The following is a 26,978-nucleotide window of genomic DNA, read 5'->3' as shown; positions in this document are numbered from 1 at the left end:
GTTTCAGGTGGGCAAGGCGCTTTACTCGCGCGCGACCACTTTCAACCCGCCCATATAGGGCTGAAGCACGCTGGGGACCGCAATCGAGCCGTCCTCCTGCTGATAGGTCTCCATCACGGCGATCAACGCGCGGCCGACCGCCGTGCCGGAGCCGTTCAGCGTGTGCACGAAACGCGGCTTGCCGTCCGGCCCGCGGGAGCGCGCATCCATGCGCCGCGCCTGGAAATCACCACAGACCGAGCAGCTCGAAATCTCGCGGAACATGCCGCCCTCGCCCTGCCCCGGCATCCACACTTCGATGTCATAGGTTTTTTGCGACGAGAAACCCATGTCTCCTGCGCAGAGCGTCATCACGCGATAATGCAGGTCGAGCTTCTGCAGCACCTGTTCAGCGCAGGACAGCATCCGCTCCAGCTCGTCCTTGCTGGCCTCGGGCGTCGTGATCGAGACCAGCTCGACCTTGGTGAACTGATGCTGGCGGATCATCCCACGCGTGTCGCGCCCGGCGGCGCCTGCCTCGGCGCGGAAGCACGGCGTCAGCGCGGTGAGGCGCATCGGCAGCTGCTTCTCGTCGAGAATGGATTCACGCACGAGATTGGTGAGCGAGACTTCGGCGGTCGGGATCAGGCCGAGGCGCTCGGTCTTCAGCCGCTCTTGATCGGGTGACGCGAGCAATTCGCCCTTGATCGCCCAGAACTGATCGTCCTCGAACTTCGGCAACTGCCCGGTGCCGAACATCACCTCGTTGCGCACCAGGAGCGGCGGATTGATCTCGGTGTAGCCGTGCTCGTTTGTATGCAGGTCCAGCATGAACTGCCCGATCGCGCGCTCGAGGCGCGCGAGGCCCTTCTTCAGCACGACGAAGCGCGCGCCGGAGAGCTTTGCGGCCGCCTCGAAATCCATGTAGCCGAGCGCGGTGCCGAGATCGTCGTGCAGCTTCGGCGCAAAGCCGTAGTTGCGCCTGGCACCAAACACGTGGTGCTGGACGTTGCCGTGCTCGTCGACGCCATCGGGCACTTCGTCGAACGGAATGTTCGGGATCGCGGACAGGTCTTTGGCTAATTCCTCGTCGGCCGTTTTCGCGGCGGCCTCGAGCTCCGGCATCGTGGTCTTGAGCTCGGCGACCTCGGCCATCAGCTTGGCTGCGCGGGCCTCGTCTTTGGCTTTCTTGGCGTCACCGATTTCCTTGGACGCAGCATTGCGCCGCGCCTGCGCCTGCTCCGAGGCCAGGATCGCCGCCCGCCGGCGCTCGTCGATCGCGAGCAGCGATGCCGACAACGGCTTCAGACCCCGCCGGGCGAGACCGGCGTCGAAGGCTTGCGGATTGTCGCGGATCGATTTGATGTCGTGCATGGCGGTGGTCCTGAATCAGCGTGCGAGAGCCAACGCGCATGTTGGCGGGGTGCACAGCGCTTCCCACTACCACAGGCGTCATCGTCCGCGAAAGCGGGCGATCCAGTATTCCAGAGACGGGGGTGATTCTTCGAGAGGGCGCGGCGTATTGGATTCCCCGATTTCGCGGGGAATGACACCGCTGATGTGGCCCCTACTCTGCCGGATTCGCCGGCGTCGACACGTCCGTGCCGGTGGCGGCTTTCGAGGCCGCCGCCTTCTTCTCCACCATCGAGACTGCAATGATCGAACCCTCGTAGAGCGCCAGCAGGGGAATGGCGAGCGAGCACTGACTCAGGATGTCCGGTGGCGTCAGGACGGCAGCGATGATGAAGGCGACCACGATGAAATAGCGGCGCTTCTCGCGCAGCATCTTTGCGGTGACGATGCCGACCCGGCCGAGCAGGGTCAGGATCACCGGAAGCTGGAATGCGATACCGAAGGCGAAGATCAGCGACATCATCAGCGACAGATATTCGCCGACCTTGGGCAAAAGCTGGATCTGCGCGGTCTCGTCACTGCCGGCCTGCTGCATGCCGAGCGAGAAGCGGACCAGCATTGGCAGCACGACGAAATAGACCAGCGCCGCGCCGAGCACGAAGAAGAACGGTGTCGCGACCAGATACGGTACGAAGGCGTTCTTCTCGTGCTTGTAGAGGCCCGGCGCGACGAACTTGTAGATCTGGGTCGCGACGATCGGGAACGAGATAAAGCCGGCGCCGAACAGCGCGAGCTTCAGCTGAGTGATGAAATATTCAAGCAGCGCCGTGTAGATGAATTTCGAATTGTCGGCGCCTGCGACCCACACGAACGGCCAGACCAGCACGTTGTAGATCTGCTTGGCGAAGAAGAAACAGAGGATGAAAGCTATGCCAAAGCCGAGCAGCGCCTTGATCAGCCGCGAGCGCAGCTCGATCAAATGGTCCATCAGCGGGGCTTTGCTGGCCTCGATCTCGGCGTCGCTCATGACGCTTTGGCGTCCTTGATCGCCTCGGATGGCGCAATGTCCTGATTGACGGTGTCTTGGGTGACCCGAGCCTGCTCGACCTCACGGGTAATGGCGAGCGGCTCGTTCACCGCCACATGCATCTCGGCTTCCACGAAGGTCTCGGGCGTCGGCGCTTCAGGCGCGGTCGGGCTTGCCAGCACTTCACTTGAAGTTGCCGGCGCTTCACTTGAAGTCGCCAGCGCTTCGCTTGAAGTCGCCGGCGGTTCGACGGCAGCAGTCGCGGCCGGCTTGTCGAGCGCGTCGATGCGGAGCGCATCGCTGACGTCTTTCTGGAGCGAGGTCATCAAACCACCGCCGGTGAAGCCGGAAGCGGCTTCCTTGACCTCGTCAAAGCTCTTCTTGAGGTCGGCCATGTCGGCCTCGCGCATGGCCTCCTGGAACTGGCCCTGGAATTCGGCGGCCATCTTGCGGGCCTTGCCCATCCACTGGCCGACCATGCGCAGCACGCCCGGCAGCTCTTTCGGGCCGATGGCGACCAGAGCAACGACCCCGATCAGAACCAGTTCACTCCACCCGATGTCGAACATGACGTCTTCCGTTCACGCGAAGCCACGACCGGCCCAATCCCTCACGCGGAGGATCAGGGCCGCTACCCGCGTCTCGCGTGCTCCTGGCTCAGACGGCCTTGCTGCCGACGTCGGACCGTGCCGCGGTCGGCGCGGCATTGTGCTCGATGGACTTGGACGGCTCGGGCTGGTCGGCGACCTTGTCGTCGTCCTGCATGCCCTTCTTGAAGGCCTTGATGCCCTGCGCCACGTCACCCATCAGATCCGAAATCTTGCCGCGGCCGAACAGCAGCAGGACCACTGCGATCACCAAGATCCAGTGCCAAATGCTCAGTGAACCCATCCTGCAACCCTCCAAACGCGCATGGCCGGGACCCCGGCCGATCTTCATCGAAACCTAGGCTTCGCAGGCCTCAAAAACAAGGACCAAGGCAGCGCCAATTCGCTGTTGGCACTACGTAATCTTGCTAGTGTTAACTGGTCGCAGGGGTCCGGTAAAAGGCGGGAATATTAGCCTTCTGCGCCACCCTCATTGTCGCCTTCCGGCGGCGTCTCGGGCTCGACCGCAGGCGCCAGCGCCAGATCGAGGTCCTCGCCCGGTTCCAGCGGGTCTTCATCCTCGCGGAGCTGCGGGTCATCCGACGGCGTCGGCACGCTAAAGCCGGTCGGCAGGCGCGAATCCAGCAGGCCCGTGCCCTTCAGCTCCTCCAGCCCCGGCAGATCGCCAAGCTGTTCCAGGGTGAACTGCGACAGAAAGTCCTCGGTGGTTCCGAAGGTCAAGGGACGGCCGGGCGTCTTGCGGCGGCCGCGCGGCTTGATCCAGCCGGTCTCCAGCAGCACGTCGAGCGTGCCCTTCGAAGTGACCACGCCGCGGATCTCCTCGATCTCGGCGCGCGTCACTGGCTGGTGATACGCGATGATCGCCAGCACCTCGATGGCCGCGCGCGACAGGCGCCGGGTCTCGGTGCTCTCACGCGTCATCAACCAGGCGAGATCGCCGGCGGTGCGGAACGTCCATTTGTTGGCAACCCGCACGAGGTTCACGCCGCGCAAGGCATAGTCGGCCTGTAGCTGCTCGAGCGCGGCCTTCACGTCCACGCCCTCGGGCATGCGCTTGGCCAGGGTCGCGGTATCCAGCGGTTCATTCGAAGCAAACAGCAGCGCTTCCAGCAGCCGCAATTCTTCGGGACGTGCCTGGGACTCGTTCTCCATCGGCTCGGCCTCTTCTACCCGCACTTCAGCCAGGCTTGCCATGGCAGCTTCTCCTTCTTGCACTTAAGCGACCGGCGCATCGGGCGCGGGAGCTGCGTCCGAAACCGGTTTTGGACGCCCCTTCCGGAAATAGATGGGCGCAAACGCTTCTTTCTGATTCAGCTCGAGCTGACCTTCACGCACCAGCTCGAGCGCGGCGGCGAAGCTCGAGGCGAACACCGTCGCACGCTGCGTCGGATCGGCGACATGACGGACCAGAAAATCGTCGAGCACGCCCCAGTCGTCCTGTTCGGTGATGCTGCCGACCAGCCGCTCCAGCGTGGCGCGCGCTTCGGCGAGCGACCACACCGTGCGCTTGGCCAGATGCACGCTCGCCAGCACGCGCGACTGGCGTTGTGAGGCATAGGCCGTGAGCAGGTCGTACAGCGTTGCTGTGTATTTCGGATGCCTGATCTCCGCGATCCGCTCAGGCTCACCGCGCGGAAAAATGTCGCGCAGCAATTGCTGCCGGTTCATCAGCCGGTTGGCAGCTTCGCGAATGGCTTCCAGACGGCGCAGACGGTTCGCGAGCGCAGTCGCCATTTGCTCGGCGCTCGGACCCTCCGCGCTCGGCGGTTCAGGCAGCAGAAGACGCGACTTTAGGAAGGCGAGCCAGGCAGCCATGACGAGATAGTCGGCGGCAAGCTCGAGCCGGATCTTTCGCGCGGCTTCGATGAAGTGGAGATACTGGTCGGCCAGCGCCAGGATCGAGATCTTGGCGAGATCGACCTTCTGCTGCCGCGCCAGCGCGAGCAGCAGATCGAGCGGGCCTTCATAGCCCTCGACGTCGACCACCAACGCCGGCTCGCCCTCGGCGAGCTCTGCGGGCCGGCCGGTTTCGAACGATAGGATTTCTGCGGTCATGCGGATGCCGTGGTTACCCGTGCGGTCAATGCGTCCAGTCCCGCATTGTCATTGCTGTGATGCGACGTGTCGCAGCAGGCCGCGAACATGGCGCAAATTCGCTCGGTGATGCCTCCCGCCAGCACGTTCCTCATCGACACGTCATCACTCATTAACAAAGCCTGGAACCCAACTGCGCTGCGAATCACCTGAGCGATCATTGTCGCAGAAGTCGTCATAGGATGGGCGGGGTCGACGGCGCCATCCACGGGAATGCTGAGACCGGCGGAATTGGCCGCGATCAATCGCCGCGCCGCCGATTCCGCAACCGGAACCGTGACTTGGGTCGAACTTTCGATACTACGCCTGAAGGCAATGAAGCCCCAGGAGCGTTTGGCACGGATAAACGTCCGCCCGGTGACGGTCCGCTCCGGAAACGTCGGCAATGAAGGCCCCGTGCTCATGGGGCCGATTAACCCTGCCCGGAGGGGGTCAAGAAAACGTCCGCTAATTCCTTTGGACGAAGCAGGACGGCAGGCCAGCGGACTTGAGATTGTTGCAGACTTGCACCGCCTCGTCGGCCGAGCCATACGGCCCGGCGAAGGCGCGGTAAACGATCCCCTTGCCCTTGTCCGTCAGGTCGACCCGCTTGATCACCGGTGAGCGGGAGCCGAGCACGCTGCCATATTTGCCCTGGAGCACCCGGTACGAAGCGTGTGCGCTATCCTCGCTCTGCTGCGAGGACACCTGCACGACATAGCCGCCACCGCTGCTGCTCGCGGGCGCAATTTGTGTGGGATTGGTCGCGGCCATGCGCTGCGGCGGCTCGGCCTGCGGAGCCAGCGAGAGCGGCTGGTTGACACTGGCATTGGCCGAGGTCGGCGGCGTCCGCGGCGCGGCGGGTGCAGCGATCGGCTTCGGCGGCACGGCCGGTTTGGCCGCCGACGGCGCGGCGGCTTGCGGCGCGGTGCTGTCGGTCTGGTCGCCCCTCACCGCCACGGTCTTGATCGAACGCGGAGCGCCGTTCGGCATCGTCCCGTTGCTCGGTATCGGGCCGGCATTCGGCGGCGGAATGTTGGACGGCGACACGCTTGCGACCGGCGGCGGGTTGGCATTCTGGTTCAGCGGCGGAAACACCACGCGCGGACCGGCCGCCTTGGCGTTGACGTCGACGGGCGCTTCCTCGCGCGGCACGATCTTCTCGCTGCCGTCACCGCTCACCATGCGATCCGGGACCTTGGCCGAGGAGTCCGACGGTGCCGGCACGATCTTGGTCGGCGTGTTGTCGGCCTTGATGATCGGTGGCTCGCCGCTGCGGGGCGAACCGATATAGGTCTTGTAGGCGAAGGCAGCTCCAGTTCCGACCACGGCCAGCGCGAGGATCGCGGCGACCGTCATCAGGCCGCCGCGCGACTTCCTGGGCTCGTCGAGATCGGCCTCGGGGTAGTCGCTCTGGAACGCGTAAGGATCATCCGGATAGGCCGGCTCGCGTTGAAAATCCTGCTCGCCCGCCTCAAGCCGCCCGTAGAGCGCATCATCATAGCGCGCCGGGTCGGGCTGCTCGTACGGCGCCGCGTAGGCTTGGTCCTGTGCCTGCTGCTGATGGTAGGCTTGATCCTGATAAGTCTGATCCTGATAAGCGCGATCCTGATAGGCCTGCGGCTGACGAAATTCGGGTTCAGGCGCAGCCGGCTGGGCTGAATAGCGATGCAACGGATGCACGGGACTCACGGCGACGGGATAGTCGGGCTCGGGCGCCGGCTGCGGTTGCACGTTGGCGCGCCGCATCCATGACGGCGGCCCCGGCTGAGGCGCTGCGGCCTGCTCGGCATAGTCCTGCTGATAGTCGTCCTGCGGATAATCGTGGTCCTGATAAGCCTGCGAAGGCGCTGGCGCTGCTGGCGGCTGCGCAGTTGGGCGGCCCTGGGCTGCGAACGGATCGGTCTGCCCGATCAGGCGGGCGAGCTCGGCCAAGGGATCGTTCTCGGCCTTGCCATGTTGGTTGCCACCGCGACCATAGTCATCGGAGGGAAACGGTCTGTCCTGATATCGTTCGGCCATCGTGATGATGCGTCCCTTCGGGAAAGCCGCGCGCCCCTCGACCAAGGCACGGCTTTCGACCCACAAGGCTTTCAACCAAGTCTAAGCGATCCGGCTTGTGCCGGTACCCCCAACATTCCCCTTAAGTAGTTCGCCCCAAACTACCGCATCTCATCCGGAGCATGGACGCCGAGGATGGCGAGGCCCGATGCCAGGACAGAGACGACGCCCTGGACCATAGCCAGCCGCGCCTTCGTTAGATCTGCATCATTATTGATAATGAAGCGTAAATAGGGCAAATCGCGCCCCCTCGTCCAAAGTGCGTGAAATTCGCTCGCTAAGTCATAGAGATAGAAGGCAATTCGGTGCGGCTCATGTGCCGCTGCGGCCGCTTCCAGCATCCTCGGATAAATTGCGAGACGCTTGAGAAGGTCGAGTTCCACCGGGTCTGACAGCCGTTCCACAGCCGACTCACTGAGCCAGGCGATCCGCCTGCTCGAATCCTCCGGCAGTTCCGGGAACACCTCGGTCCGCGCGTTGCGGAAGATCGAGTGGCCGCGGGCGTGGCCGTACTGGACGTAGAACACCGGGTTGTCGCGCGACTGTTCCATGACCTTGGCGAGGTCGAAGTCGAGCACCGCGTCGTTCTTGCGGTAGAGCATCATGAAGCGGACGGCGTCCTGGCCGACTTCATCCACCACCTCACGCAAGGTGACGAAGTCCCCGCTTCGCTTGGACATTTTCACCGGCTCGCCATTGCGCAGCAACTTCACGAGCTGGACGATCTTGACATCGAGAGCGCCCTTGCCGGAGGTCGTTGCCTTCACGGCGGCCTGCATGCGCTTGATGTAGCCGCCATGATCGGCGCCCCAGACGTCGATCATCTCCGCAAAACCACGGTCGAACTTGTTCTTGTGGTAGGCGATGTCGGAGGCGAAGTAGGTGTAGGAATTGTCCGACTTGATCAGCGGACGATCGACGTCGTCGCCGTAAGCCGTGGCCTTGAATAGCAACTGCTCGCGGTCTTCCCAGTCCTCGACCGGAGCGCCTTTCGGCGGCGGCAGGCGGCCTTCATAGACGTCGCCCTTGGCCTTCAGGAAATCGATGGTTTCGGCAACCTTGTTGTTGCCGGTCTCGATCAGCGAACGCTCCGAGAAAAACACGTCATGACGGATGTTGAGGGCAGCGAGATCGCCCTTGATCTCGTCCATCATCATCGCGATCGCCTTGGCGCGAACCGTAGGCAGCCATTGGTCCTCGGGCATCGCGAGCAGCTTGTCGCCGTGCTCCTTCGCCAGCGCCCCACCGACCGGCTTCAGATAGTCGCCAGGATAGAGCCCTTCCGGGATCGCGCCGATGTCTTCGCCGAGCGCCTCGCGATACCTCAGGAACGCGGAACGCGCGAGCACATCGACCTGTGCGCCGGCATCGTTGATGTAATATTCGCGGGTGACGTCGTGGCCACCGAACTCAAGCAGGCTCGACAGCGCATCGCCGAACACGGCGCCGCGGCAATGGCCCACATGCATCGGTCCGGTCGGATTGGCCGAGACGTATTCGACATTGACCTTGGAGCCGCCACGAACGCGGCCGTAATCGGCGCCCTCGCGCAGCACGGTCCGCAGCGCCTCCGCCCAGGCGGCGGGCTGGAGCGTCAGATTGATGAACCCGGGACCGGCAATGTCGACCTTGGCGATCAGCGCGTCGGCGCGGAGCCGCTCGGCGATCTGCTCGGCGAGGTCACGGGGCTTTGCCTTTGCCTCTTTCGCAAGCACCATGGCGGCGTTGGTCGCCATGTCGCCATGGGAGGCATCGCGCGGCGGCTCGACCACCACGCGCGAGACATCGATGCCCTCGGGCCAGTTGGCTTCCGCCGCGAGCGTACGGCAGACGGCGTGCACGCGTGCGAGTACGTCGGCGAACAAATGCGGTGCTGGGGATGTGTCGGGCATGGGCGCCGCCTAACGCAAATCCGGGGTCGAGTCAAAGAGCCGCTGGTGCTCGGTCAGGGCGAAACGGTCGGTCATTCCGGCAATGAAATTGCCGATCCGGCGGGCCCGGTCGCCCTCGTCGTCCGCCTCCGCCCCGACCAGCCATTCCATCGGCAGGTCGGCGGGAGATGACAGGTATTTCGCGAACAGGTCGAACAGGATCTGTTCCGCCTCCGCCATCACCCGCATCACCCGCTTGTGGCGGTACATGTGCTGGTACAGGAAGCGCTTGATGGCGGCCTCTTCCTCGGCGACGGCGACGGGAAACGTGATCAGCGCCCGGCTCTGATGGCGCACGTCCTGGGCCGATCGCGGCTTCGCCGCGGCGAGGTTCCTCTCGGCCTCCGCGAACACCGCGCCGATCAAATGCGAGATCAGCTCGCGCACGAGCTCGGCGCCGCGCCTGACATCTTCGAGATCGGGATAATGCGCCGTGGTCTCGGCGATGATCTCCGCGGTGAGCGGCATCACCTTGAGATCGTCGAGGTGGAACAGGCCGGCGCGCAGGCCGTCGTCGATGTCGTGGGCGTCATAGGCGATGTCGTCGGCGAGCGCTGCGACCTGCGCTTCGAGCGATGCGAAGCTCCACAATTCGAGGTCGTAGGTTTTGATGTAGTCGGCGGTGCCGACGGGAATACCGTGCTCGCGATAGCGTCCGACCGGCGCGCCGCTGCGATCGGTCAGCGGGCCGTTGTGCTTGACGATGCCCTCGAGCGACTCCCAGGTCAGGTTGAGCCCGTCGAACTCGGGATAGCGGTGCTCCAGCGAGCCGACGACGCGGAGCGCCTGGGCATTGTGGTCGAAGCCGCCAAAATCCTTCAGGCAGGCATCCAGCGCCCGCTCGCCGGCATGGCCGAACGGCGGATGGCCGAGGTCGTGGGCGAGCGCCAGGGTTTCCGTGAGATCCTCGTCCAGCCCAAGCTGCCGGGCCAGCGCGCGGGCGATCTGCGCGACCTCCAGCGAATGGGTCAGCCGGGTGCGGTAATGGTCGCCCTCATGGAACACGAACACCTGGGTCTTGTACTTCAGGCGACGGAACGCGGTGGAATGGATCACCCGGTCGCAATCGCGCCGGAACGGGCTCCGGGTCCGGCTCGGCGGCTCGGCGACCAGCCGGCCGCGGCTGCGATCGGGGTCGCAGGCATAGGGCGCATGGGGGGCTGCCATTCCGACGGACACGACGAATTTAGTCCCTATCCATTTGATTCTGCGTATCCTTGCACTTAACTATGCCGGACGCGGGATACCAAATGAATTGGGCAAGTGAACCTGACAAGTGAACTTGGTATGACCGCGGGCCTATCGGAGACGAGCTAATGACGACTGACGTGACCATCAGTGACCGCGCCGCACGCCGGATTGGGGAAATCCTCAAGGGCGAAGGCACAGGCGCGATGCTGCGCATCTCCGTCGAAGGCGGTGGCTGCTCCGGCTTCCAGTACAAGTTCGACATCGACCGCGATCGCACCGACGACGATCTCGTGATCGAGCAGGAGAGCGCGGTGGTGTTGGTCGATTCCGCTTCCCAGCCGTTTCTGGCGGGCTCGCAGGTGGATTTCGTCGACGATCTGATCGGCGCCTCGTTCCGCGTCAACAATCCGAACGCGACGGCGTCCTGCGGCTGCGGGACCAGCTTCTCGATCTAGACCCACTCAAAATCTGTAAAACAACCCCATGCACAGTAGTCGGGAGTCGGCACGGGCATTTCGGCTTTTGCGAAAACAATTTGACCCGTCGGGCAAAACAGGGGTAGGATGTGCTCGTCGCTAGAGCCGCAAAGGCTCTCAGTTTCATTGGGTGGTCCATGAATATTCGCTCCGCCAAGGTCGATCAGCTCGTGGAACGGCTTGCCCGGCTGACCGGCGAGGATGTCGAAACCGCGATCGAGCGCGCCGTCGAGGAGCGGCTGTCTCGTGTCGCGCCACCTGCGGCGAGCGACCGGAAAGCTGCGATGGATGCGTTCTTCCAGCGGGTTTCCCGCATGCCCGTTCTTGACCCGCGTCCGGCAGAAGAGATCATGAGCTATGACGGCTCCGGATTGCCGTCCTGATGGTCCTCGATACGTCCGCGATCATCGCGACCATCACGAATGAACCGGATAGCTCGCGCTTTCAGGCGGCAATCCGCAGTGCCGAGAGCTTGATGATCTCTTCGGTCGCGGTCCTTGAAACGAGGATCGTCTTGTTCGCGCGCCTCGGACCGGATGCGGTCGGTCAGTTCGACGAATTGCTGGAGAATGCCGGAATCGTCGTGGTGCCCTTCGATGAGGAAATGGCGAGAGGCGCGTTCGATGCGTTTCGTCGTTTCGGCAAGGGGCAGCGGCATCCGGCGCAGTTGAATATCGTCGATTGCGCGGTCTATGCGCTGGCTAAGGCGCGGTTGCAGCCCCTTCTCTTCAAAGGTGGCGACTTCGACCAGACGGACATTCAGTCCGCCCTCGAGTGATTGATCGGGAATGCGGTGCAACGCAGCCGAACGCTCTATCGCGCATCGTAGCGCGAGATCGAACCAAACTGCAGATCCGGCACACAGAACGTGTGCCGGCCGCCTATGTCATAGCGCCACGGCGAAGCAATAGGGCCCATCTTCATCGGCCATGGCGCGCCAATAGCAGTAGTCATGATTGATCGTCTGTCCTGTTGCCTCGCTCTGTTCCTTGCAATCGCAGCCGTCCCGGTGCTTCCCGCGCACGCTGCCGGAACCTGCCGGTTCATCAGCGCCCAGGAGCTCGCCGGCGCGATGCCGGCGCTCAAATGGTCGTTGATTTCAAATCAGGACGGCCGCGGCTGCATCTACCAGGCCGGGCGCGGCGACACGATGATGCTGACCGTGTTCCGCAATCCCGACAAGGACCGCGCCAGGGAATTGTACGCGACCTTCGTCAAGACGCTCACTGAACGCATGCCGCTGAACGCAATCGCTGACATCGGTGATGAAGGCCAGCGCGGGACGACCGCTGCGGACGCGCAGCGCCAGGAGGCTTCGGTCCTCGCACTGTCCAGCGACTACATTCTGCAAATCAGCGTCTATCCGATCGGCCGGCGCGCCGACGATGCGCTGCTCGGCCCCCTCACCCAGGTCGCGCGTGTTGCCGTCGGAAATATGGGCAAGACCAGCGAGCGGTTCGGCGACTGCGAATGGCTTAACGCCGCGGATGCCGACGGCTTCCTCGACAGGAGCACGCTGCAGGTCCAGCGGACCGGCGCGGGCAGCTGCATGATGTTCGATCGCGAGGCCAACACCATGCTCGTCGCAGTGATCGCGACCTCGCGCGACACCGCCGTCAGCATGATGAAGCGCACAGGTCCCTGCCAACACGTTGCGATCCCCGAACTCGGCAGTGAAGCGTATGGCGAGCATTCCTGCACCAAGGGCAACGGCAATGCCGTCAACATCTTTGTCTGGAAGAACGGCAGGCAGGCTTCGATCCTGTTCGCGCCGGTCAAGCCGCATCCGGAGTCCGGCTCGGTCGAGCGCCTGAAGGCGGTCGCCGCGCGGGTCTATGGAAAACTGTAGCGGCGCGCCGCGTTACACTGCATCGCGTGGACTGTGGTTCAATCCGCCGCAAGCTTCTGTCCGGCCGCGTAAAGCCTGCAATCTTCGCCGCGCGAGTTGATCTTGCATTTCATCAAGGCAGGCTCGCGCGCCTCGAGAGTTGTACGGCCAAATCCAGTCCCGCAGTGGCCGTGCGTGCTCATCGCGAAGGCCTTGGCATCATCGGGATTGGCGAGGTAGTCCGCGAACGCCACCTGGCAAGCGGCGACAGCCCCCGGCGGGACTGGCAGCTCAGCAAACAACGGCGCCTCGATGGCAGTCCTGGTTGGAAGACCCAACTTTTCAAGAAAGGGATCGACGGACGGAAACCAAATGTCTGCCGGCGCGAGCATGACGGTATTGTGGCCGTTCGGTTCGAACGCAGGCAGCATATGCAACTGCGCAGGCGCACCGCCAGCGCTGTAGGCCGCGAACATGCGCCGTGCCAAGTCTGGACCGTAGAATTGATCGTTCTCAGCATAGAGCCAAAGCATGGGGATACGGGCCGTGCGCCCCAATGCGGCTGATGTATCGACCAAGATATCAGGCGAGCAAGGTTGGTTGGGTGCGGAGGAGCTAGTCCGACCGCCGTCAAAATTCACGGCGCCAACGACACCCGGTATGTTCTGTGCGGCAACGGCCATCACCGCGAGCCCCCCAACGGAATGACCGAGCAAGACGACATGCTCAGCGTCGACCCAGGGCTCATTGCGCAGTGAAGCGACCGCCGCAATGACATCGTCGCTGGAAGCCCGCACGGCCGAAAGATAGTCGCAGCCCTGCCGCAAAGACTCGGAGAATCCTCCTCCGGAGCGGCCATAGCCACGACGCATGATCGAGACCACCGCATATCCTCGCTGCGCGAAGGCGACGGCCGCCTTGCTGTAGCCGACCGGAGAGCGGTTGACGATTTCAGTAAAGAATTCATCGCCGGAAGGCATTCCGTGAGTGATCACGACGAGAGGAAATTTGCCGGAGCGATCAGGACGAATGACGAAGCTTTCGAGCGACACTTTGTTGCCGGATATCACCACGGGCAACATCATGTGCGCGCTCATCAGCGGCCCATCGCCGGCGCGGGCAGAGGCTGTGAACAAGATGAGAAGCAGGACAACAAGGCGCATGGCGCAGCAAGGTAACATCGCGCATCCGAATTGCCAGCATCCGGCCAACCGGTGCGAAACGCAAATTCATGCACGTGGTTAGCGCCTACGCGCCCGTCATCTGCCTTTCCTCGTCCGTCCACTCCACCTCGACCGGCATCAGATCCGGCTGGAGCGGCGCGTCGTCCACCATCACGTGACCGTCCAGCCCACGCAGCAGGGCAGCGGCCAGCGCGGGCTTCCGTAGCGGCTTCGCCAGGAAGTCCGACATGCCTGCCTCGCGGCAGATCTTGACGTCTTCGGGGAAGGCATTGGCGGTCAGCGCGATGATCGGCAATGCTTCGAAGCGTCCGCCTTCCGCGCGGATCGCCCGGGTCGCGGCAAGACCATCCATCTCGGGCATGCGCACGTCCATCAGCACGATGTCGTAATCGCCTTCGGCGACGGCCGCGACGGCCTCGACGCCGTCGGTGACGACCCGGAGCTCGACCTCGAAGGCTCCCAGCATCTTGCTCACGACCATGCGGTTGACGGCGTCGTCCTCGGCGACCAGCACCTTCAGCGGCCGATCGAGGCTCGCGATGCGAGCCTTGAGATCGTCGACCTCATCGCGGCCCGCGTCCTGGCTGGATGTCTGCATCTGGCTCCACGGCAGCACCAGCGTGAATTGGAAGGTCGAGCCCTCGCCCGGCGTCGAGGTGGCACCGATGGTACCGCCCATCTGCTCGATGATGCGCCGGGAGATCGCGAGCCCAAGTCCGGTGCCGCCGAAGCGGCGGCTGATCGAGGCGTCGGCCTGCGCGAAGTCCGAGAACAGCTGCCCGAGCTTCTCGGGCGCGATGCCGATGCCGCTGTCGGTCACCGTCCATTCGACTGTCGCCAGCAGATCGCGGCGCGCCTGGCACATGGCCCTGATCGTGACCTCGCCCTGGTCTGTGAACTTCACCGCGTTGGAGGCGAGATTGAGCAGCACCTGCCGAATACGCGCGACGTCGCCGCGCAGCGTCGGCGGCAGGTTCGGATCGAGTTCGACCTTGATCGCGAGCCCCTTGCTCCTGGCGCTTGCGCGCACCACGGTCGCGACCGTCTCGACCAGCGCCTGCGGCGTAAAGTCGATCGCCTCGAACGCGAAGCGTCCTGCCTCGAGCTTGGACAGATCGAGGATGTCGTTGAGGATGCGCTGGAGGTTGTCACCGGACTCGCGGATCGTGGTGACGGCCTCGTGCTGCTCCGGATCGAGTTTTGTCTCGAGGAGCATGCTGGCGAGCCCGAGCACGCCGTTCATCGGCGTGCGGATCTCGTGGCTCATCACCGCCAGGAAATCGGACTTGGCGCGGCTCTCGGCCTCGGCCTTTTCCGCGCGCCAGCGCTCGGTGACGTCGCGCCCGAAGCCGCGATAGCCCAAGAATTGCCCATCGCGGTCATAGGCTGGCTTCGCCGTCAGCGACCACAGCCGCGCCTCGCCGCCGGCGACAACCTTGAGGTTCATCTCGTGCAGCGGTTCGGCATGCTCCATCAGGCCGACGACGTTGTAAGCCGCCGCCTTGTCTTCGGGGCACAGCATGTCGAGCACGTCGGCGAACAGCGATCCCTTCAGGAGCGGAAGCGGCAATTGCGCGACGTCGGCGAAGCGTTGGGGCACGTCGGTGAGATGCCCTTCGGCATCGGTCTGCCACAGCCAGTCGCTGGCGTTCTCCTGAAAATCCTTCAACAGTAGCGAGATGATCTCGGTCTGGCGCTCGAGCTCGAGCTGGGCCTTGAGATTGCCGAGAAACAGATTGCCCTGCGAGACGATGTTGCGCGCCATGAAAAAAGCGAACAGCAGCAGGAACACCGCCGTCACCAGATACGGCCCGCTGCCGCACAACAGCATCGCGCCGGCGCAGGCGACCGTCATTGTCGCGAGATAGACGAGGCCCGCGCGCGGGAAGGTCGACAGCGTGAAGGCGCCGCCTGACATCATGCCCACCATCAGACAGGCCAGGATCAACTGGCTGGTCGGCCCGACCCGGCTGAACAGGGCGAGCGGCAGCGTGCCCCAGATCGCCGCGAGGAAGAATGCCTGCCGCATCGTCTGCCGCGCCGCCCGCGCGGAGGCCTCCTGCGGCGGGTTCTGATGCGAGCGCTGCCACGCGCGCACCGCAAGCGAAGCGGTGGCGGCAAGCGTCATGCCCCAGATCGCGAGGAAATCGTTCCAGCCCCGGCCCCAGAACAGGATCAGCACAATGGCGACGTTCAGCATGGTGACGGCCATGGTCACCGGGATTGCCCGCGTCACCGCATCGATCTGCTTGGCGCGGATGCGGCGCATCTCACGCTCGCTGAGATCCGCGGTCAGGCCGTCCTCGATTTCGAAGCCACCGAGCCAGTACAAGGACGCCCCGATCAGGCCGTCTTGCGACCCAGCGCGCTGTGATGATTTGTCCGGCCATCCCATTCGAAAAACCTTTTCGGTATCAATGGCCCGGGGCCGGCTTAAGCCGGGTTAATTTTGTGGGAGATTTTGCGGCGTCCTTGACGAGCGCGTTTGCAGTTTGTTCTAACCATGGCCCCTGCCCGGAGCCCGCCGACATGCCCATCAGAGTAGCCACCTGGAACGTAAATTCGGTCCGGCAGCGGATCGATCTCCTCCTGACCTGGCTGAAGGAGTGTCAGCCGGACATCGTCTGCCTGCAGGAGATCAAATGCGTCGACGAGGCGTTCCCGCGGCTGGAGATCGAGGCGCTCGGCTACAACGTGGTCACGCACGGGCAGAAGACGTTCAATGGCGTCGCCCTGCTCTCCAAGCTCAAGTTCGACGAGACCAAATCAGGACTCGCCGGCGACGACGAGGATTCGCACGCCCGCTTCATCGAGGGCGTGGTCACGCTGAAGCGCGGCGTCCTGCGCATCGCCTGTCTCTATCTGCCCAACGGCAATCCGGTCGGGACCGAGAAATATCCCTACAAGCTCAAATGGATGTCGCGGCTTCTTGAGTATTCGAAGGAGCGTCTTAAGACCGAGGAGCCGCTGGTCCTCGCAGGCGACTTCAACGTCATCCCGCATGCCCGTGACGTCCACAATCCCGCCGCCTGGACCGAAGACGCCCTGTTCAAGCCCGAGACGCGGGAGAGCTTCCAATCCCTGCTCGGTCTCGGCCTGACCGACGCCTTGCGGGCGGTGACCGACGAGTCAGGACTGTACACTTTCTGGGACTATCAGGCCGGCGCCTGGCAGAAGAACCATGGCCTGCGCATCGACCATCTCTTGCTGTCGCCGCAGGCCAGCGACCGGCTCGCCAATGTCGGCATCGACAGCTATGTGCGGGCTTGGGAGAAGCCGTCGGACCACGTGCCGGTGTGGGCGGATCTGGATCTGGAGGCGGCGTAAGGCTCGCCGGATTGGTGGGCACGGTGAGCAACCGGACCGCAGCAGCCAGCGGCAATCGCAGCTGTCGTAGGGTGGGCAAAGGCGCAACGCGCCGTGCCCACGATCTCTTCATCATCGAAACAGGTGGTGGGCACAGCGCCAAGGCGCTGTTGCCCACCCTACGGCACCTTCTCTGCCGAACCTACTCGCGGCGGCCCTGCACCCACTGTTCCAGCATTTGCAGGCACATGGCGCGGTCGTCGTCCGAGGATTTGGCGAAGGCGCGGTTGTAGTTTTCCTTGATCCAGGTCTCGTCCGTGCCGGCGCTGTCACGCGCCAGGGTCAGCCACATCAGGCCGCGCGCGGCCTGCCGCGGCAGGCGGTCGCCGTTGAACAGCATCTGCCCCAGCAGCGCCTGGGCCTCGTGCTGGCCCTTCTGGGCGGCAAGGCCGAGCCAGCGCGCGCCGTAGCGAAAATCCTCGCGCGAGGCGTCCGGCGTCTTCAGATAGAGTCGGGCGAGATCGTACTGGGCGTCCGCATTGCCGAAATAGGATGCGGCATAGGAGAACATCTCCCGCGCCCGGTCCGGGTCGGCCTTGATCTTCGAGTTCGGGATGCCACTCAGATAGTAGCGACCGAGCGCGACGAAGGCGTTGGCCACGACCTGCGCCTGCGGCTCCGACGGGCTGTCCTCGGCATGCGCATTGGCAATCCGGGTGAAATATTCGAAAGCGCGCACGTCGTCCTGGGCCACGCCGTCGCCACTGGCGTACATTCGGCCGAGCTTCCACTGCGCGATCGGGTGACCGCCCTCGGCGGCATATTGCAGGGCGCTGAGCGAGGTTTCCTGGGTCGCCATCGGCGCTGCCGACTTGCGTACCGCGCCAGCAGCACCGGGCAAGGTCGTCACAACCGGGATGGTCGCATCCTTCGGGTTGACCGGCGCGCCGTCGAAGGCGAGCGCCGGCGCAGCCAGCGCGGTAGCCCCCAACACAAACGCAACTATGGCACGCCTAGATGTCCGCATAGCACTGCTTCTCGTGCGCGCCGCCCGGATGGGTGACTGCCCCATCGACCGCCGGTCCAACCTGTTGAGCATATTTCCAGAGCGCACCCGACGTGTGGTTAGTCGCGCGAGGGCTCCATTTGGTCTTGCGTTGAGCCAGCTCGGCGTCGCTCAATTTTACGTTAAGGATTCCGTCAACCGCATCGATCTCGATGATGTCGCCATCCTGCAACAGTGCGATCGGGCCGCCGATGGCTGCCTCCGGCCCGACATGGCCGATGCAGAAGCCGCGGGTGGCGCCGGAAAAGCGGCCGTCGGTGATGAGCGCGATCTTGCCGCCCATGCCCTGCCCGGTCAACGCTGCGGTGGTCTGGAGCATTTCCCGCATGCCGGGGCCGCCCTTGGGGCCCTCATAGCGGATCACGATGACTTCGCCTTCGCGGTACGTACGGTTCTGGACGGCTTCGAAAGCGTCCTCTTCCCGGTCGAAGCAGCGTGCCGGACCGGTGAACCTCAGATTGGACATTCCCGCGACTTTCACGATCGCACCTTCTGGCGCCAAATTGCCCTTCAGACCGACCACACCGCCCGTGACGGTGATGGGTTTGTCTGCCGGGTGCACCACGTCCTGGTGCGGATTCCATTTCACGCTTTTGAGGTTTTCAGCGATCGTTCGACCGGTGACCGTAATGCAGTCGCCGTGTAGAAATCCGTTGTCGAGCAGCGTCTTCATCAGAAGCGGTATGCCACCTACTTCAAACATGTCTTTGGCGACATAACGGCCACCCGGCTTCAAATCCGCGACATATGGTGTCTTTTTGAAGATTTCGGCAACGTCGAACAGGTCAAACTTGATGCCGCACTCATGGGCGATCGCTGGCAGGTGCAGTGCAGCATTGGTCGAGCCGCCCGAGGCCGCAACCACGGCAGCCGCATTCTCCAGCGCCTTGCGCGTGACGATGTCGCGCGGCCGGAGATTGGACGCGATCAAATCCATCACCTTTTCGCCCGCGGTCATGCAGAAGGCATCGCGGATTTCATACGGTGCCGGAGCACCGGCTGAGTAAGGCAGCGCGAGCCCGATGGCCTCGGAGACAGTCGCCATGGTGTTGGCGGTGAACTGCGCGCCGCAGGCGCCCGCCGAGGGGCACGCCACGCGCTCGATCTCGTCGAGGTCCTCGTCCGACATGGCACCGACCGAGTGCTTGCCGACCGCCTCGAACATGTCCTGCACGGTGACCTGCTGGCCGCGGAAATTGCCGGGCAGGATCGAGCCGCCGTAGATGAAGATCGAGGGCACGTTGAGGCGGACCATCGCCATCATCATGCCCGGCAGCGACTTGTCGCAACCCGCAAGGCCAACAAGGGCGTCATAGGCATGGCCCCGCACGGTCAGCTCGACCGAGTCGGCGATGCATTCGCGCGATGGCAGCGAGGAGCGCATGCCGTCATGCCCCATGGCGATGCCATCGGTGACAGTGATCGTGCAGAACTCACGCGGCGTGCCACCGGCGGACGCCACGCCCTTCTTCACCGCCTGCGCCTGGCGCATCAGCGAGATATTGCAGGGGGCCGCCTCGTTCCAGCAGGAAGCGACGCCGACGAACGGCTGATGGATCTGCTCGGTGGTCAGACCCATGGCGTAGAAGTAGGAGCGATGGGGCGCACGCGTCGGGCCTTCCGTCACGTGACGGCTCGGCAGCCTCTGCTTGATGTCGGTCTTGGCGTCCATCGCGACCAGTGTCCTTGGCTAACCCTTGTCAGACCCGGAACATCAAACCCAAGATTTGAATCGACCTTGGGATTTCCTGCTCGCCTGCAAGGGACCAGCCCAGCCCCTGAAACATGAGAGTGATTTTATTCATGTTCGGGTGTGGCCAAAAAGCGGCGTCGATGCGAACGGACTGCGATAACCGTCAAATCGCACGGGAATGTTGCATGCAAAGCACAAACGTGGCTCCGAGGACACGGAAAAGCCTACAGTGTTACCCGCGCGGGAAGAGTGACTCACAACTATCAGTTTTGAGATGAGCGAGGCGCATCCTTGGAGCGGAGCCGCCGCGACTGACTGAGTCGGTGAATCCCGGATGCCCAACGAGTACGACATTTCCGAATTTCGGCAAAGCGGAATGTTCTGCCACAGACAATTTGACGACCCGGCGGGTGGTTTTGCCCGACGTCTCCCTGACTTGACGAAAATAGGGTACCCCCCTATCTTATCCGCATGTCACACACGATCAAGCACAAGTCGAAGCTCATCGGCCGGGTCCGGCGCATCAAGGGTCAGCTCGAGGCCGTTGAACGCGCGCTCGAGTCGGAGATCGGCTGTGCCGATGTCCTGATGCTGGTGGCGTCCGTCAAAGGCGCAATCAGCGGCCTCACCACCGAGTTGCTGGAAGACCACATCCGCCATCACGTCGTGGATCCCGCGCACGAAAAGGATCCGGAGAAGGCCAAGGGCGCCGCCGACCTCATCGACGTCGTCCGAACCTATTTGAAGTGAAGAGATGACCGACCTGTCTCACCTGCTCCAACAGAGCAGTGCACACGCGTGGCTGTTCGTGCCCAGTGCGATCCTGCTTGGCGCCTTGCATGGCCTCGAGCCCGGGCATTCCAAGACCATGATGGCTGCGTTCATCATCGCCGTGAGGGGCACCGTGCTTCAGGCCGTGCTGCTCGGCCTGTCCGCGACCATCTCCCATACCGCCATCGTCTGGGCGATCGCACTCGCGGGGTTGTATTTCGGCCAGGAATTGTCCGGAGAACGAAGCGAGGCCTACCTGCAACTGGCATCGGCCGTCATGATCATCGGAATTGCGGCGTGGATGGTCTGGCGCACCTGGCGAGAGCAGAACCACGCGCACGATCATCACCACCACGACCAGCCGCAATCGATCCCACTGGCCGGCCTGCCGCTGTTGCTGGAAGTCTTCGAAGACGGCGTGCCCCCTCGCTGGCGGATCCGGAGCGGGAACGGCGCGCTTCCCGCAGCCCGCGACATCAAGGTGACCACCATCCGCGAGGACGGCTCGGACCAGACCTTCGCGTTCGCCGCTTGCGATGGATACCTCGAAAGCGTCGAGGAGATTCCCGAGCCGCATGCGTTCAAGGCGCGCGTCGCCCTTGCCGGCGACTTCACCGAGATCCTGTTTAGGGAGCACGATCACGACCACATGGATCTCGGTGAAGAGGACGATGCTCACGCGCGCGCCCACGCCGCCGACATCCACAAGCGCTTCGCGGGGCGCAAGGTCACGACGGCGCAGATCGTGCTGTTCGGCCTCACCGGCGGACTGATCCCCTGCCCCGCCGCGATCACCGTGTTGCTGCTTTGCATTCAGCTGAAGCAGTTCAGCCTCGGCTTCGTCCTGGTGCTGTCCTTCGGCATCGGGCTTGCGATCACGATGGTGTCGGCCGGCGTTCTGGCTGCACTCAGCCTGCGGCACGTCGAACGACACTGGGGCGGCTTCAGCCGCTACGCCCACCGCGCGCCCTACATATCGGCGGCCCTGATCGTCTTCGTCGGCCTCTACACCGGCTGGACCGGCCTGCACGAACTGATGTTGTGAGCGCGGCGTGTCTTGCGGCTTTCCGACGATCCGGCATAGAATGTCGCGGTGGGGACAAAGCAGACTCCCCGTGAGACCTCGGTCCAAGTCTGCGCAGCACGCAATTTGTGGAGCTCGCGCATGGACACCCAATTCCCTCACCGATATTCCATAGCCATTCTTTCGCGGGGCGACGCAGGTGTGCGCCATGACGCCACCGCTCAAAACAGCCGCTTCGTTCGCGTCTTCGAGGCTCTCGCCGCCGTCGGCATCGCGGCGCACCCGGCCATCTACGACGAGAGCGTCACTGATGCGGTCCGCGATCAACTGCTTGCGGTCGACGGCGTGCTGGTCTGGGTCGATCCGATCCACCAGGGCAAGACGCGCGTCGGGCTGGACGACCTGCTGCGCGACGTTGCAGCGCGCGGTCCGTGGGTGAGCGCGCATCCCGACATTATTCTGAAGATGGGCGTCAAGGAGGTCCTGTACCGAACGCGCGATCTCGGTTGGGGCGCCGACACCCATCGCTATGAAACTGCTGCCGCCTTCGCAGCGGAATTTCCGCAGCGCCTGCGGGCCGACGGCCCACGCGTGCTCAAGCAGAACCGTGGCAATGGCGGCCAAGGGGTGTGGAGGGTCGAGGCCCTGCCGAGCGCGATCCCGACGGTTCGCGTACTCCATGCGCTGCGCGGCAGCCTGCCCGAGGACTTGCCGCTCGATGCCTTCATCGCGCGATGCGAATCTTATTTCGGCTGGGGCGGCTGCATCATCGATCAGCCGTTTCAACCTCGCCTGCCCGACGGAATGATCCGCTGCTACATGAGCGGCGCCAAGGTCGCAGGTTTCGGGCACCAATTGATCAAGGCTTTGATCTCGCCGCCGCTGCAAGGACCGGAATCTCCTGAGGCGCAACCGGGACCGCGGATCATGCACGGCCCCGATGCACCGCAATTCCAGGCGCTGCGACGGCTGATGGAGGACGAATGGACGCCGCAGATGATGAAGCTACTGGCCATCGACGAAGCGTCGATGCCGGTGATCTGGGACGCAGATTTCCTCTACGGCCCGCGCGATGCGGCCGGCGCGAACACCTATGTTCTCTGTGAGATCAACGCGAGCTCATGTTTCGCGATCCCCGATGAGGCTCCGGCGGCGATCGCACGGACGGTTCGCACTCGACTCGCGAGCATGAGGCCGTAGTTGCTCCGAAGCGAGCGGATCGCCTTCAACCGCAATTCACTTGGCCGGGCTGCAAGATCACGCAGTCCGGCGCGGCTTACGGCTTTCTCCAGGGCGCCTGGCCGTTCGGCTTTGTCGAGACGGTCTGGACGGCGGTCGCGTTGCGGCGATGGCGCAAGCTTCAGGCGCGCTGATCGAACCGCGCAAACACCGCGCTCGTCAGGCCGCCGAGCAGCGTCCAGAACACCAGGCTCGTCACCGTCACGGCGGTGACGAACTGATGCGTCAGTGACGACGGCACGTTGGTCTCGATATTGGCGAGCTCTGGCGCGCCGATCAGATGCGGCAGGGTCAGCAGGATCACGCCGGCGATCGCGGCCGGCACCGAACGGCGGAAGACGATCAAGGCGAGCCCGCCGGCCGTCGCCAGCACGGCCGCCAGCCACCAGATCTGGCGCGACAGCAGCGGTGCTGCCGGCACGCCCGGCAGCTCGGGCGGCAGGCCGAGGCCGGGCGCGAGCGTAAAGACGGCAAAGCCAGCCAGCCCCCACAGCAGGCCTTCGTGCCAGGAGATGGTCGCGCCAGTGGCGCCGCTGCGCACCGCGAAGACGCCGGCGAGCAGCAGCGCAAAGCCGATCGCGGTCAGGATGTTCGCGGCGGCCGTATAGGCGTTGCGCTCAAAACCATCGCGCGGCTCCCAGGCCCCGGCGCCATGGTCGTGGTCGCCGGCGCCGTGATCATGTGCGGCATGGTCATGGTCTGCATGATCATGCCCGACTGCTGCGGGCTGCGCCGCGACCGGAGCGTCATGCTGGTGCGCCTCCGCCGCCTTCTCGAAGACTTCCGCCTTCAGGATCAGGGGGACGGTGCCGAACTGCTGGACGACAGTGACGATGAGACCGACGATGAAACCGGCAATGACCGACGCGAAGACGATCGAGCGAAACGTGCTCATGCCACCCCGGTCAGTGGCAGGGGAACGCGTTCGAGTGCCGCACGTCGTGGGCGGCGTTGTGGACGACGTCGATATGGGAGAAGCCGACCATTCCGATGACGAACACGCCGAGCACCATGGCCATCAGAGCCTGCGACAGCCGTCCCACCTGCCCGGCGGCGACCGGAAGCGTGACCTCTGCGTTGGCGAGCTGGGCGGTCGTGAGCTGCGACGGGCTCATGGTCTATTCTCCATTGGCGATTTGCGCGTCTTCTAGCAGCTTCCGGGCGATGTCGCGACTGGTAAGATGCAGGCTCGTCCCCGGCAAAATGCCTTTGCGGGCGATCTTGGCGCCGGCGGCCGCCCGGAAGGCGGTCTCAAACCGCCGGAAATAGCCGAGGCAGGCGTCCGGGGTGGGCCCGGTGCCAAGCAAGGTCCGGAAGGCGCCCCGGTGCACGGCGCAGATCGCGCCATGTCCGGTGACGGGAAACACCAGCGAGGCGATGTCGTGGCGCCAATGGACCTCGTTGCTCAAGCTGTCGCGCGCCCCGTGAGCACCATCGGCAATCTCCCGGCGGCGACCCTACCACAGCCATCGACGAATTCCGCCAGCTCGCAATCTGGCCGGCTCCCGCTCCGGGCGCGTCCTGATCATGGCCCGTTCGCCGGCGTCGACGAGCTGGCCGATGCCGGTGCGGCCCGTCAGCGCGCAGCGGATGATGTTTTCGGCAACCGAGCGGCGGAAGCCGTGGTCCTCGCCGCTGGGGCGATGCCGGCAGACCCGGTCCAGCGCCAGCTTCATGTTGATCCGTGTGCGGGTGTCGAAATGCTCGCTGATCATACGCCCAGCCTCGATGCGTTGTTGCCCTCGCACAGAACGCCCGGGAATCGGCGGGGTTCCAAACGTGCAACCAAGGCGGCCAGGTCCGCCCGCGCGGGCGTTGGGCCTGAGCCCGGACCGCAGTCCCCCCGTGCGAAATGATTATCTCATGGAAATCGCTCCGGTGCCCCGCCACCGCAGCGCCGGCGCATAGCCCATTGTCTCGTCGGAAGGCATCAGGCTTCGTCGGCAATCCCGTTGCGCAAGCATCCGACCTTGTCGATCTCGACCTCGACGACATCGCCAGCCTTCATCCAGATCGGCGGCGTGCGCCGCGAGCCGACCCCGCCCGGGGTGCCGGTGGCGATGACGTCGCCGGGCTCGAGCCGGGTGAACTGCGAGCAATATTCGATCTGGCGCGGGATATCGAAGATCATCTGGTCGATGGTGGTGTCCTGCACCACCTCGCCGTTGAGCCGGGTCTGCAAGCGCAGCGGGCCGACATCGCCGACCTCGTCCGGCGTCACCAGATACGGGCCGAAGCCGCCGGTTGTCGGAAAATTCTTGCCTGGCGTGAATTGGTGGGTGTGGCGCTGATAGTCGCGGACGCTGCCCTCGTTGTAGCAGGCGTAACCCGCGATATGCCCCCAGGCCTCGCTGCGCGAAATGTAGCGGCCGGGCTTGCCGATCACGACGGCGAGTTCGCCTTCGAAGTCGAGCTGGGTCGAGACCTTCGGGCGGATGATGTCAGTGAGGTGGCCGGTCTGGCTGTTGGCGAAGCGCCCGAACACGGTGGGGTTCTCGACCTCCGTACGTCCGGTCTCCTTGCGATGGTTCTCATAGTTCAAGCCGATGCAGAGGATCTTGTCGGGGTTCGGGATCACCGGCAGGAAGGCGATCTTCGCGAGCGGATGACGCTTGGCGCCGGAGGCGGACTTGGCCGCCTCGGCCAGTGCGCCGGCTGCGGTCGCCGATTTCAGGTCGGGGTAGCGATCCCCGAGAACAGGGCCGAGATCGGCCACGCTGTCGCCCTCCACCAGGCCCCATGAGGCGGCGTTGTCGATCTCGAAGCTTGCGAATTTCATCTGGTGTCCTTGACGTTGGAAGGGGCCGATCAGGTCGACGTGGCAGGAAGGATGGTAGCTGAAGATGACCGCGAAGAGGTCTTCGCAAAACGCGCGATGGTCCGCTCCGGGAAGATGAGTGCAAATGCGGCGACCGCGCCGACAATGAGAATGCCGGCGGTGAACGTCATGGCGTGGGCATAGCCGAGAGCGCTGTTGCTGCCCGCCTCGCCGACGATCCATCCGGTCAGCGCATTCGAGAACAGCGCGGATACCGCATTGCCCGAGTAAATCACGACGATCAACCGGCCGCGCTGGGCCGCGGGCGCCACGGCGCCAAGCGCCACCGGACCGAAGATCGTGGTCAGGCTGGGAGCCGCGAAGGCAACCCCTACGCAGGCGAGCTGGAGCCCGCCCGAGGTCACGATGCTGAGCAGCAGCGCGGATCCCGCGATCAGCAGCGCCAATCCCGATGCATTGCCGAGGCACGCACGTAGGCTCCAGCCGCGACGCTGAAGGGCTTGCGTGATCCAGGAGCCGCCGAGCAACAGCGGCGACTGAAAGATGTAGATGGCCGAAATGATCCAGCCGACATCGGTCGGCTTGTAGCCGAGCCCGAGCTGGAGGAACGGCGGCAGCCATGTCGCGGAGATGCCGACGATCCAGTACGACATGGTCGACATGATGATGACGCCGATGACCGTCGGATCACACCACAGGAGGCGCGCGGGCACATTTGGCGCGGCCGCCGGCGTATCCTGGCCGCCGTTCGCTACTGCGTAAGGTCCCTCTCCGCCGATGAAGCTCCAGGCGATCATCCAGGCGATGCCGAGCACGCCGCAAACCAGAAAGCCCGTACGCCAGCCGTAACTGATGATCACATAGGTCAGCAGCGGGCCGCCGGCCAGAAGTCCGACGCTGATCCCCTGCAGCACCACCGCACTCGGAACGCTGCGCTTGTCAGCAGGAAACCAGTTGTAGCAGGCATGCAACGCCGTGGGTAAACCCGGCCCCTCGCCCGCGCCGAGAAGAATTCGGCACACGACCAGCACCATAACGGAGCTCGAGAAGAACACCGGAAGCTGCGTCGCCGACCACATGGTGGCGAGCAGCATCAAGATCCACTTCACGGGAAAACGGCCGACGACGAACAGTCCGACCGCCATGCCCGAGAGCGAGAACAGCAGAAAGAAGCTGCTGCCGATGAGGCCGAACTCCTTCGGGCTGAGCGACAGCTCCTTCATCATCGGCACCGCCGAGAGACCGAACACAAGCTTGTCGAAGAAATTGATCGTCTGGAACAGAAACAGCATGATGAGGACGGCGTAGGCGCGCGCAGGTACCGCAGGTCCCGTCGTCAGGCTCGACGATGATGGCATGATTTCCCCCTGTTGAACTCTTATCGTTGTT

At 64.1% G+C, this 26,978-nt stretch carries 27 protein-coding genes and 1 pseudogene; 8 read left to right on the top strand and 20 right to left on the bottom strand.

What is annotated here, in order from left to right:
- Positions 1-21: 21 nt before the first annotated feature.
- The 10 genes and pseudogenes from serS to ABIA96_RS16165 all read right to left on the bottom strand — a co-directional run bounded on the left by serS (position 22) and on the right by ABIA96_RS16165 (position 10,211).
- Positions 22-1,353, bottom strand: a complete 1,332-nt coding sequence (gene serS / locus ABIA96_RS16210; protein ID WP_354138040.1) for a serine--tRNA ligase — start codon at positions 1,351-1,353, stop codon at positions 22-24.
- A 193-nt stretch (positions 1,354-1,546) separates the two neighbouring features.
- Entirely contained in the window at positions 1,547-2,359 is an 813-nt protein-coding gene (gene tatC, locus ABIA96_RS16205) for a twin-arginine translocase subunit TatC (RefSeq protein ID WP_354138039.1), read from the bottom strand.
- Positions 2,356-2,928 (bottom strand): Sec-independent protein translocase protein TatB, encoded by a 573-nt coding sequence (gene tatB / locus ABIA96_RS16200; protein ID WP_354138038.1) that lies wholly within the window; start codon positions 2,926-2,928, stop codon positions 2,356-2,358. Before tatB ends, tatC begins: the two co-directional genes overlap by 4 nt.
- 88 nt (positions 2,929-3,016) lie before the next feature.
- Positions 3,017-3,250, bottom strand: coding sequence for a twin-arginine translocase TatA/TatE family subunit (locus ABIA96_RS16195; RefSeq protein ID WP_354138037.1), 234 nt, complete (start codon positions 3,248-3,250; stop codon positions 3,017-3,019).
- Positions 3,251-3,417: 167 nt separating this feature from the next.
- Entirely contained in the window at positions 3,418-4,161 is a 744-nt protein-coding gene (scpB, locus tag ABIA96_RS16190) for an SMC-Scp complex subunit ScpB (RefSeq protein ID WP_354138036.1), read from the bottom strand.
- Between the two features lie 21 nt (positions 4,162-4,182).
- The gene (locus tag ABIA96_RS16185; protein WP_354138035.1) at positions 4,183-5,022 is read right to left on the bottom strand and encodes a segregation and condensation protein A; all 840 of its coding nucleotides are present in this window, start codon (positions 5,020-5,022) and stop codon (positions 4,183-4,185) included.
- A gap of 50 nt (positions 5,023-5,072) precedes the next feature.
- Positions 5,073-5,270: pseudogene (locus tag ABIA96_RS16180) on the bottom strand (beta-hexosaminidase); the annotation flags it as partial.
- A 238-nt stretch (positions 5,271-5,508) separates the two neighbouring features.
- Positions 5,509-7,062, bottom strand: a complete 1,554-nt coding sequence (locus tag ABIA96_RS16175) for an SPOR domain-containing protein (RefSeq protein WP_354138034.1) — start codon at positions 7,060-7,062, stop codon at positions 5,509-5,511.
- A 140-nt stretch (positions 7,063-7,202) separates the two neighbouring features.
- A complete protein-coding gene (gene argS, locus ABIA96_RS16170) occupies positions 7,203-8,993 on the bottom strand; it encodes an arginine--tRNA ligase (RefSeq protein WP_354138033.1) in 1,791 nt (596 codons plus the stop codon).
- 9 nt (positions 8,994-9,002) lie between these two features.
- Positions 9,003-10,211, bottom strand: coding sequence for a deoxyguanosinetriphosphate triphosphohydrolase (locus ABIA96_RS16165; RefSeq protein ID WP_354138032.1), 1,209 nt, complete (start codon positions 10,209-10,211; stop codon positions 9,003-9,005).
- Positions 10,212-10,348: 137 nt separating this feature from the next.
- On the opposite strand from ABIA96_RS16165, the gene erpA reads away from it, so the two are divergent.
- The 4 genes from erpA to ABIA96_RS16145 all read left to right on the top strand — a co-directional run bounded on the left by erpA (position 10,349) and on the right by ABIA96_RS16145 (position 12,548).
- The gene (erpA, locus tag ABIA96_RS16160; protein WP_247503010.1) at positions 10,349-10,678 is read left to right on the top strand and encodes an iron-sulfur cluster insertion protein ErpA; all 330 of its coding nucleotides are present in this window, start codon (positions 10,349-10,351) and stop codon (positions 10,676-10,678) included.
- A gap of 158 nt (positions 10,679-10,836) precedes the next feature.
- Positions 10,837-11,082: a type II toxin-antitoxin system VapB family antitoxin gene (locus ABIA96_RS16155; RefSeq protein WP_354138031.1), complete on the top strand. Its 246-nt coding sequence runs from the start codon at positions 10,837-10,839 to the stop codon at positions 11,080-11,082.
- On the top strand, positions 11,082-11,477 hold the full coding sequence (locus ABIA96_RS16150; protein ID WP_354138030.1) for a type II toxin-antitoxin system VapC family toxin: 396 nt from the start codon (positions 11,082-11,084) through the stop codon (positions 11,475-11,477). Before ABIA96_RS16155 ends, ABIA96_RS16150 begins: the two co-directional genes overlap by 1 nt.
- A gap of 174 nt (positions 11,478-11,651) precedes the next feature.
- On the top strand, positions 11,652-12,548 hold the full coding sequence (locus tag ABIA96_RS16145; protein ID WP_354138029.1) for a hypothetical protein: 897 nt from the start codon (positions 11,652-11,654) through the stop codon (positions 12,546-12,548).
- A 38-nt stretch (positions 12,549-12,586) separates the two neighbouring features.
- Here the strand turns inward: ABIA96_RS16145 and ABIA96_RS16140 are convergent, their stop codons facing one another.
- A complete protein-coding gene (locus ABIA96_RS16140; protein WP_354138028.1) occupies positions 12,587-13,612 on the bottom strand; it encodes a dienelactone hydrolase family protein in 1,026 nt (341 codons plus the stop codon).
- 163 nt (positions 13,613-13,775) lie between these two features.
- A complete protein-coding gene (locus tag ABIA96_RS16135; RefSeq protein WP_354138027.1) occupies positions 13,776-16,106 on the bottom strand; it encodes an ATP-binding protein in 2,331 nt (776 codons plus the stop codon).
- A gap of 134 nt (positions 16,107-16,240) precedes the next feature.
- Here ABIA96_RS16135 and xth point away from each other — a divergent pair, with 134 nt between their 5' ends.
- A complete protein-coding gene (xth, locus tag ABIA96_RS16130; protein ID WP_354138026.1) occupies positions 16,241-17,038 on the top strand; it encodes an exodeoxyribonuclease III in 798 nt (265 codons plus the stop codon).
- 181 nt (positions 17,039-17,219) lie between these two features.
- Here xth and ABIA96_RS16125 read toward each other — a convergent pair whose 3' ends face one another.
- Complete coding sequence (locus ABIA96_RS16125) at positions 17,220-18,044, bottom strand: tetratricopeptide repeat protein (protein ID WP_354138025.1); 825 nt, start codon at positions 18,042-18,044, stop codon at positions 17,220-17,222.
- The gene (ilvD, locus tag ABIA96_RS16120; protein WP_354138024.1) at positions 18,031-19,755 is read right to left on the bottom strand and encodes a dihydroxy-acid dehydratase; all 1,725 of its coding nucleotides are present in this window, start codon (positions 19,753-19,755) and stop codon (positions 18,031-18,033) included. The genes ABIA96_RS16125 and ilvD overlap by 14 nt, the downstream gene beginning before the upstream one ends.
- 492 nt (positions 19,756-20,247) lie before the next feature.
- On the opposite strand from ilvD, the gene ABIA96_RS16115 reads away from it, so the two are divergent.
- The 3 genes from ABIA96_RS16115 (at position 20,248) to ABIA96_RS16105 (ending at position 22,771) form a co-directional block, all read left to right on the top strand.
- The gene (locus ABIA96_RS16115; RefSeq protein WP_063706516.1) at positions 20,248-20,526 is read left to right on the top strand and encodes a metal/formaldehyde-sensitive transcriptional repressor; all 279 of its coding nucleotides are present in this window, start codon (positions 20,248-20,250) and stop codon (positions 20,524-20,526) included.
- Positions 20,527-20,530: 4 nt separating this feature from the next.
- On the top strand, positions 20,531-21,592 hold the full coding sequence (locus ABIA96_RS16110) for a nickel/cobalt efflux transporter (RefSeq protein ID WP_354138023.1): 1,062 nt from the start codon (positions 20,531-20,533) through the stop codon (positions 21,590-21,592).
- Positions 21,593-21,712: 120 nt separating this feature from the next.
- On the top strand, positions 21,713-22,771 hold the full coding sequence (locus ABIA96_RS16105; RefSeq protein ID WP_354138022.1) for a Cj0069 family protein: 1,059 nt from the start codon (positions 21,713-21,715) through the stop codon (positions 22,769-22,771).
- Between the two features lie 160 nt (positions 22,772-22,931).
- On the opposite strand, the gene ABIA96_RS16100 is transcribed toward ABIA96_RS16105, so the two are convergent.
- From ABIA96_RS16100 to ABIA96_RS16075, 6 genes are all read right to left on the bottom strand, one after another.
- Positions 22,932-23,705, bottom strand: coding sequence for a CbtA family protein (locus ABIA96_RS16100; protein ID WP_354138021.1), 774 nt, complete (start codon positions 23,703-23,705; stop codon positions 22,932-22,934).
- A gap of 10 nt (positions 23,706-23,715) precedes the next feature.
- On the bottom strand, positions 23,716-23,925 hold the full coding sequence (locus ABIA96_RS16095; RefSeq protein WP_354138020.1) for a CbtB domain-containing protein: 210 nt from the start codon (positions 23,923-23,925) through the stop codon (positions 23,716-23,718).
- 3 nt (positions 23,926-23,928) lie between these two features.
- A complete protein-coding gene (locus tag ABIA96_RS16090; RefSeq protein WP_354138019.1) occupies positions 23,929-24,219 on the bottom strand; it encodes a hypothetical protein in 291 nt (96 codons plus the stop codon).
- A 48-nt stretch (positions 24,220-24,267) separates the two neighbouring features.
- Positions 24,268-24,525 (bottom strand): hypothetical protein, encoded by a 258-nt coding sequence (locus ABIA96_RS16085; protein ID WP_354138018.1) that lies wholly within the window; start codon positions 24,523-24,525, stop codon positions 24,268-24,270.
- Positions 24,526-24,740: 215 nt separating this feature from the next.
- Positions 24,741-25,589 (bottom strand): fumarylacetoacetate hydrolase family protein, encoded by an 849-nt coding sequence (locus tag ABIA96_RS16080; RefSeq protein WP_354138017.1) that lies wholly within the window; start codon positions 25,587-25,589, stop codon positions 24,741-24,743.
- Positions 25,590-25,618: 29 nt separating this feature from the next.
- Positions 25,619-26,947 (bottom strand): MFS transporter, encoded by a 1,329-nt coding sequence (locus ABIA96_RS16075; protein WP_354138016.1) that lies wholly within the window; start codon positions 26,945-26,947, stop codon positions 25,619-25,621.
- Positions 26,948-26,978: the final 31 nt, after the last annotated feature.

Origin of the sequence: Bradyrhizobium sp. LB11.1 (genome assembly GCF_040549385.1) — a bacterium.
Taxonomy (GTDB): Bacteria; Pseudomonadota; Alphaproteobacteria; order Rhizobiales; family Xanthobacteraceae; genus Bradyrhizobium.
The sequence above is the reverse complement of the archived record's forward strand: the minus strand, read 5'-3'. Positions and strand labels throughout refer to the sequence as shown.